The organism is Roseibium sp. RKSG952 (genome assembly GCF_009711355.1).
This window is the reverse complement of sequence record NZ_SMMF01000942.1, coordinates 88,928-95,839: the sequence shown is the minus strand read 5'-3', so window position 1 is coordinate 95,839 and position 6,912 is coordinate 88,928. Positions and strand designations below refer to the sequence as shown.

Here is a 6,912-nt window from a genome sequence, read left to right as displayed (position 1 = left end):
CTGGCCGTTGCCTTGTTGCACTTCGCGGCTAAGCCCACCGTCAGTCTCGGACAAGCGTGACACTCTACCCATCTGGGGGCTCGATTCCCGAAACTTGTGAAAATAGCGGGCCATGGCCTGCTTTTTTTGCAGCCACGCGGCTGGGATTCGGCGACTGCGCCTATGACAATCAAGTATATGCAACTATAAATAGAAATAAACCAGACACACTCAAGGAAATTTTGCCTTCGCATCTTTAAAATTCAATTTGGTGCATTTTTTGGGCATCTCATACCCCGAGATACGTATTTTTCACGAGGAAATATAATTTTATTTCTCTGAATTATTATCGGGTTACAGTGGATTATACTGATTAGCCAGCTACTTATTTACATTCGATTTACACCTGAAATGCAGGTTCCCCGTCAAATGTGGCTAGGCTGAATTCGGGGGCCGGTTTCCATGAGTGCAATGTCAAGTTTTACTAATAATCTTAGATTCATTTTTAAGGTCTGGGGCGGTTTCGCAGCCATTTTGATGCTGACCGTGGTTGTCGGTGGCGTGGCAACCTTCGCAATTCTCGGGCTATCCGAGCGGACGTCCATTTCGGACCAGGCAACCGCAGCCATGGCAGCCCTTCAAAAGGTGTCCGAAGCCCGGGAAACCTATCTGAACGATCCCACTCCGCAAAACGCCGAGGTCGCCCAATACGATATTCTGGCATTGCATGCTTCGCTGGCGCCGATACGGTCTTCAGTTCCAGACGGTTCGGGGGAAGCAGAGAAGGTTGAACAGGCAATCCGGAAGGTCGCGGAATTCGAACAGGCCTTCGCCCGGGTAACAGAAGAAACCTCTGCACAAAACGCCCATCTCGCCACGGTCATGAAGGCCAGCGACCAGTTGAGCGAACTGACCCGCATCATCAGCAACAGCGTTGCCGAGGAACAAAAAACGGCGGCTATTGACGCGCAGATTGCCAAGGCAACCCAGGACAAAGCCCGCCGGGCAGGTCAAGCGGCTGCCCGCGTTCAGGCTGAAGCGCTGGCCCTGGACCCGCGGTTCGGTCCAGGTGGCGAATACAAGAGCAAGGACCTGACCGACGAGGTCATGGCGGCGATCAATGCGGGTCTCGACACGATGATTGCCTCCGCGGAAGAGCTCGAAGGTGCAGACCTCCCAACGCTCAGTGCCGAAGCCACGAAAAAGCTCGCCGGGGATGCCCGGGCGCTGAAAGTTGCTCTTCCAGACCTTTTGGCCGAAACCAATCTTTTCAACCGGGCGGGCAAGAAGAAGATCGTTGCCGATCTGGTGGCGATCCTGAAAACGGAGTCGCTCAACGCCCGTCTGGCGACCTATGAAACGCTGGACATGGAACTGGACGCGGCGTCCAAAACCCAAACGCTGTTGACCAATCTGGCGAGCATCAGCGGGGAAGCGGTCGGTCTGGCCCGTGCCACCACCGTGACCCGGTCCGGTACGGTGGAGTTCATCAGTGGCCTCGGAGAGACCGATCCGGAAAGCGTGCGCGCCGGGGTCAGCGACTTGCACGATATTTCCTCGAAATTGATGGGATACGCCAAGACCCTGCCTGCGGCTGCAAGCAGCATCGAGACCATGTATCTGGCAACCACCGAGTTCGAGGAGGCTTTCGAGCAGATCGTGGTCTCCAAGGCAACGCTTTCCACGCTTCAGCAACAGCTCAACGACTTGTCCGGCGCAGTCGGCAGCGAGATTTCCGCAATCGCGGCAGCCCAATCCGAGCTTGCCCGGAAAGCCAGCCAGACATCTCTGGTGACAATCGGCGCGACCTTGATGATCGCCATTCTTGCCGGTATCGCCATGGGGTATGTGATCAACCTCGCCATCACCCGCCCGATAAAGATGGTGACCGGCATCATGGCCCGCCTTGCCGAAGGCGACCGAAACGTCACCATTTCAGGTACAGAGCGCCGGGATGAAATCGGCGACATGTGCCGGACCGTGCAGGTATTCAAGGACAACTCGATCGAACGTGCGCGCCTGCGCGCAGAACAGGCCAAGGAAAACGAGATCCGCAAGGCACGGCAAGAAAGGATCGAGGCCCTGATTTCCGGGTTTCGTGCAACCATGCAGGGCCTTCTGGCGTCTATCGGCACCACCGCGGAAGGCCTTGACACAACAGCGCAGTCCTTGACCGAGATCGCCAGAAGCAGCTCTGCGCGCGCCAATGAAACGCTCGGCGCTTCCGGGGAAGCAACCCAGAATGTCCAGACGGTTGCATCGGCTGCCGAGGAACTGGCCACGTCAATTGGTGAAATCAGCTCACAGGTTACCCGCACAACCGATGTGGTTCAAAAGGCAACCGAGGGCACCCGGGTCACCAATGAAAAGGTCGAGGGTCTCGCCGCTTCTGCTGCAAAGATCGGCGAGGTCGTGACACTGATCCAGGCAATCGCGGAGCAGACCAACCTTCTGGCCCTGAATGCCACCATCGAGGCCGCACGCGCCGGAGAGGCCGGCCGGGGCTTTGCGGTCGTGGCGGCAGAGGTGAAGGAACTCGCAACGCAGACCTCGAAGGCAACGGAGGAGATCTCCAGCCAGATTACCGCCATTCAGGCAGCGACCAGCGACGCGGTTTCCGCCATCACCGCAATTTCGGCAACCATGGAAGAGGTCAACACCTATACCGGCGCGATTGCGGCTGCGGTTGGCCAACAAGGGTCGGCTACCTCGGAAATCTCGGAAAACGTCCAGCGCGCCGCACAGGGCAACGAGATTGTCACCAGCAATATCACCGGCCTTTCCGGTGCAGTGGACCAGACGTCGCGGTCGGCGGACATGGTGGTGAGCGCATCTGGTGAATTGAATACCAAGACCGACAGCCTGCGCGGCGAAGTCGACCGGTTCCTGAGCGAGGTCGCAGCCGCCTGAGGGCACGGCCAAACCATGTTTGCGCCTCTCATGGCCGGGAAACAAAAAAGGGCGGCCGACCAGCCGCCCTTTCATGTTCTTGAAGACACAAAATCCGAATCAACCGGCAGCAACGACCGCACGCTTTGCCATGACGGTCACCAGATTGGCGCGGTAGGCCGCTGATCCGTGTATGTCTGCCAGAAGGTTTTCGGCATCAACGCTGATTTCCGCAACAGCGTCCGGCGACCAGTTTGCCGAAAGAGCGGCTTCCATTTCGGCAGACCGAAACACACCGTCCTGCCCGGCTCCGGTAACGGCGACGCGCACAGACCCGTCGCCATGTCTGGCCACGAACACCCCTGCCATTGCATAGCGTGACGCGGGGTTGGGGTATTTTGCATAAGCGCTTTTTTCCGCCACCGGGAATGTCACGGAAAGGACGACTTCGTCATCTTCGAGTGCGGTTTCGAACATGCCCGTAAAGAAGGCATCGGCTGGCAGGCTCCGCTTGTTCGTGGTGATTGTCGCGCCCAGCGCCATGAGGCCGGCCGGATAATCGGCAGCCGGGTCGTTGTTGGCAATCGAGCCGCCGATCGTGCCCACATGCCGTACAGCCGGATCGCCGATGCCGCTTGCAAGCTTGGCAAGACCCGGAAGCCTGGCCTGAACAATACCGGAGGCCGCCACTTCCGCGTGGGTGGTGGTCGCCCCGATCACGATGGTATCGGGGTTTTCGCAAATTCCATGCATTTCCGGGATATGCGCCAGATCAATGAGATCGGTTGGTGCCGCCAGACGCTGCTTCATGGTCGCCAGCAAGGTCTGGCCACCGCCCAGAAATTTCGGATCGTCGGCCTTGGCAAACAGGCTGGCCGCTTCATCCAGAGACCCGGCCCGGTGATAGTTCGTTTCGTACATTGTGTTCTCCCTCGATTTGGCGGCGGTATTGCGTCCGGCCGCTTTGGGATCATCCTGCAAACAGAACCGGCGCGGCCTTGTATGAATGACCGCGCTCTTGCTCCCTATTCTGCTGCCATCTTCATGCTGCCCTGACAAAGCTGCCAGACACGCTCGGGCGTTGCCGGCATGGTCAGGTTATTGGTGCCGATGGCATCAGTGATGGCGTTAATGACTGCGGGCGGCGAACCGATTGCCCCGGCTTCGCCACATCCCTTCATGCCCAGCGGATTTCCCGGACATTCGGTCACATGCGTGGAAAGCTGATAGGAGGGGACATCATCCGCCCGTGGCATGCAGTAATCCATATAGGACGCGGTGATCAGCTGTCCGGTTTCGTCATAGGCGGCGTTTTCCAGAAGGGCCTGACCGATACCTTGGGTCAGCCCGCCATGGACCTGGCCCTCAACGATCATCGGATTGATGATCGTGCCGAAGTCGTCGGCGGCTACGAAGTTAACAATCTCTGTCTTGCCGGTTTCCGGATCAATCTCCACCTCGCAGATATAGGTGCCTGCCGGGAAGGTGAAGTTGGTCGGATCGTAGAACGCTCCTTCCTTCAATCCCGGCTCCATACCTTCCGGCAGGTTGTGGGCGGTGTAGGCGGCAAGCGCGACTTCGGTGAAGCTGAGCTTCTTGTCGGTGCCTGCAACTTTCAACTCCCCGCCCTCAATCTGAATGTCGCCTTCAGCGGCTTCCATCAGATGCGCGGCGATTTTCCTGGCCTTGGCCTCCACCTTGTCGAGCGCCTTGACGATGGCCGACATGCCGACCGCCCCGGACCGCGAGCCGTAGGTCCCCATGCCGAACTGAACCTTGTCGGTATCGCCATGAACGATGGCCACCGAATCCGTATCCAGTCCGAACCGCTCCGCGATCAGCTGGGCGAAGGTGGTTTCATGCCCCTGCCCGTGGCTGTGCGCACCGGTGAGCACTTCAATCGTCCCGACCGGATTGACCCTCACCTCCGCAGACTCCCAAAGCCCGACCCCGGCTCCGAGCGAACCGACAGCAGCCGATGGCGCAATCCCGCAGGCTTCAATGTAACAGGACATGCCGATGCCGCGCAGCTTGCCACGGGAAGCCGCTTCGGCCTTTCGGGCCGCGAACCCGTCATAGTCGATGGCCTGCATCGCCGCATCAAGGGTCGCATCATAGTCCCCTGCGTCATAACACATGATCACCGGGGTCTGATGCGGGAACGTCCTGATGAAGTTCTTGCGCCGGAACTCGGCCGGTGACAGGCCGACCGCGCGGGCAGCTGTCTCCATGATCCGTTCGACCAGATAGGTCGCCTCGGGCCGCCCGGCGCCACGATAGGCATCAACCGGCGTCGTGTTGGTGTAGACTGTCTTCACATTGCAATGAATTGCCGGGATGTTGTACTGACCCGACAGGAGCGTTGCGTAGAGATAAGTCGGCACAGACGACGAAAACAGGGACATATAGGCACCGAGATTGGCAACGGTCTTGATTCTGAAACCGGTGATCTTGTTGTCAGCGTCCAGCGCCAGTTCCGCTTCCGAGCGATGATCCCGGCCATGGGCATCGGTCAGGAACGCTTCCGTCCGGTCGCAAACCCACTTCACCGGCCGCCCGACGCGTTTGGATGCCCACAGACACACCATTTCTTCCGGATAGATGTAGATCTTGGACCCGAAACCGCCGCCGACATCCGGCGCGATCACCCGCAACTTGTGTTCCGGCGCGATATTGTAAAAGGCCGAGAGGACCAGACGCGCCACATGCGGGTTTTGCGAGGTGGTGTAGAGCGTGTGGTGCTCCTCGGCGTCATTGTAGTCGGCCACCGCCGCACGCGGTTCCATGGCATTAGGAACCAGCCGGTTGTTATGGATCTCCAGCTTCGTGACATGAACTGCCTGTTCGAACGCGGCGTTTGTCGCCGCCTCGTCCCCGATGTCCCAATCGAAGATCAGATTGTTCGGCGCTTCCGGATGAAGCTGCGGCGCGTTGCCTTCGAGTGCTGCGAGCGGGTCGACCACTGCGGGAAGCTCTTCGTACTCGACGGCAACCGCTTCTGCGGCATCTTTTGCTTCGCCCTGGCTATCGGCGATCACCACGGCCACCGCCTGCCCGACATGGCGCACGATTTCCGGTTCCAGCGCGCGCCAGGCGCCCATGTTCATCGGCGAACCGTCTTTCGAATGAACCATCCAGCCGCAGATGATGTTCCCGATCCCGTCCCCGACCAGCTGCTCGCCGGTCAGGACTGCGTCAACCCCCGGCATCTCCAGCGCGGCACTGGGGTCAATGCTGATCACCTTCGCATGTGCATGCGGTGATCGGACAAAAGCGGCATAGCCCATACGCGGCAACACGATATCGTCGGTATAGCGGCCCTTGCCGGTGATAAAACGCTTGTCTTCCTTGCGCAGGGCACGTGCCCCAATCCCGTCAACTCCCATTGATCTCTCCCTAGGACCGCGCATGCAGCCCTTCTCCCGGAATTATGTTCAAGAGCGCCTTTCACGAGACAAACCCGGCCGGCTTCCTGCCGGCTCCTCCCGGGTTGAACTAGCGGCGTTGCTTGAGTTCGAATTGCTGTCGCGCCTATTCGGCCGCGATTTTCATGCCGGACATCTGGTCCGATGCAGCCTTGATCGCCTTCACAATGTTCTGATAGCCGGTGCAGCGGCAGATATTGCCTTCAAGCTCGTGCCGGATGGTTTTCTCGTCGAGGTTGGCATCGTAGCGGTTGATCATGTCGACGGCGGTCATGATCATGCCCGGCGTACAAAACCCGCATTGCAGGCCATGATGCTCCCGGAAGGCGGCCTGCACCGGATGCAACTCTCCGCCTTTTGCCAGCCCTTCGACAGTCACGACCTCCGCGTCCGCCACTTGAGCCGCCAGCAGTGTGCAGGATTTGACCGCCTTGCCATTCACATGAACGACACACGCGCCGCATTGCGAGGTGTCACAACCGACATGTGTCCCGGTTAGCCCCTGCGCCTCCCGGATATAATGAACAAGAAGGGTGCGGTCCTCGACATCGGCCTGCACCTTCTTGCCATTCAACGTCATGGCCACTTTCGTCATACTGGTCTCCCTCAATCGGGCGCG

The 6,912-nt window shown here is 59.1% G+C and carries 4 protein-coding genes; 1 reads left to right on the top strand and 3 read right to left on the bottom strand.

The features are described from left to right. The first annotated feature begins 516 nt into the window (after positions 1 to 516). Positions 517 to 2,889 (top strand): methyl-accepting chemotaxis protein, encoded by a 2,373-nt coding sequence (locus E1297_RS29135; protein WP_196223434.1) that lies wholly within the window; start codon positions 517 to 519, stop codon positions 2,887 to 2,889. Between the two features lie 99 nt (positions 2,890 to 2,988). Here the strand turns inward: E1297_RS29135 and E1297_RS29130 are convergent, their stop codons facing one another. The 3 genes from E1297_RS29130 to E1297_RS29120 all read right to left on the bottom strand — a co-directional run bounded on the left by E1297_RS29130 (position 2,989) and on the right by E1297_RS29120 (position 6,888). Next, positions 2,989 to 3,789, bottom strand: a complete 801-nt coding sequence (locus E1297_RS29130; RefSeq protein WP_155144419.1) for a xanthine dehydrogenase family protein subunit M — start codon at positions 3,787 to 3,789, stop codon at positions 2,989 to 2,991. A gap of 104 nt (positions 3,790 to 3,893) precedes the next feature. Further along, positions 3,894 to 6,254, bottom strand: coding sequence for a xanthine dehydrogenase family protein molybdopterin-binding subunit (locus E1297_RS29125; RefSeq protein WP_155144417.1), 2,361 nt, complete (start codon positions 6,252 to 6,254; stop codon positions 3,894 to 3,896). A gap of 145 nt (positions 6,255 to 6,399) precedes the next feature. Continuing rightward, the gene (locus tag E1297_RS29120) at positions 6,400 to 6,888 is read right to left on the bottom strand and encodes a (2Fe-2S)-binding protein (protein ID WP_155144415.1); all 489 of its coding nucleotides are present in this window, start codon (positions 6,886 to 6,888) and stop codon (positions 6,400 to 6,402) included. Between the last annotated feature and the right edge of the window lie 24 nt (positions 6,889 to 6,912).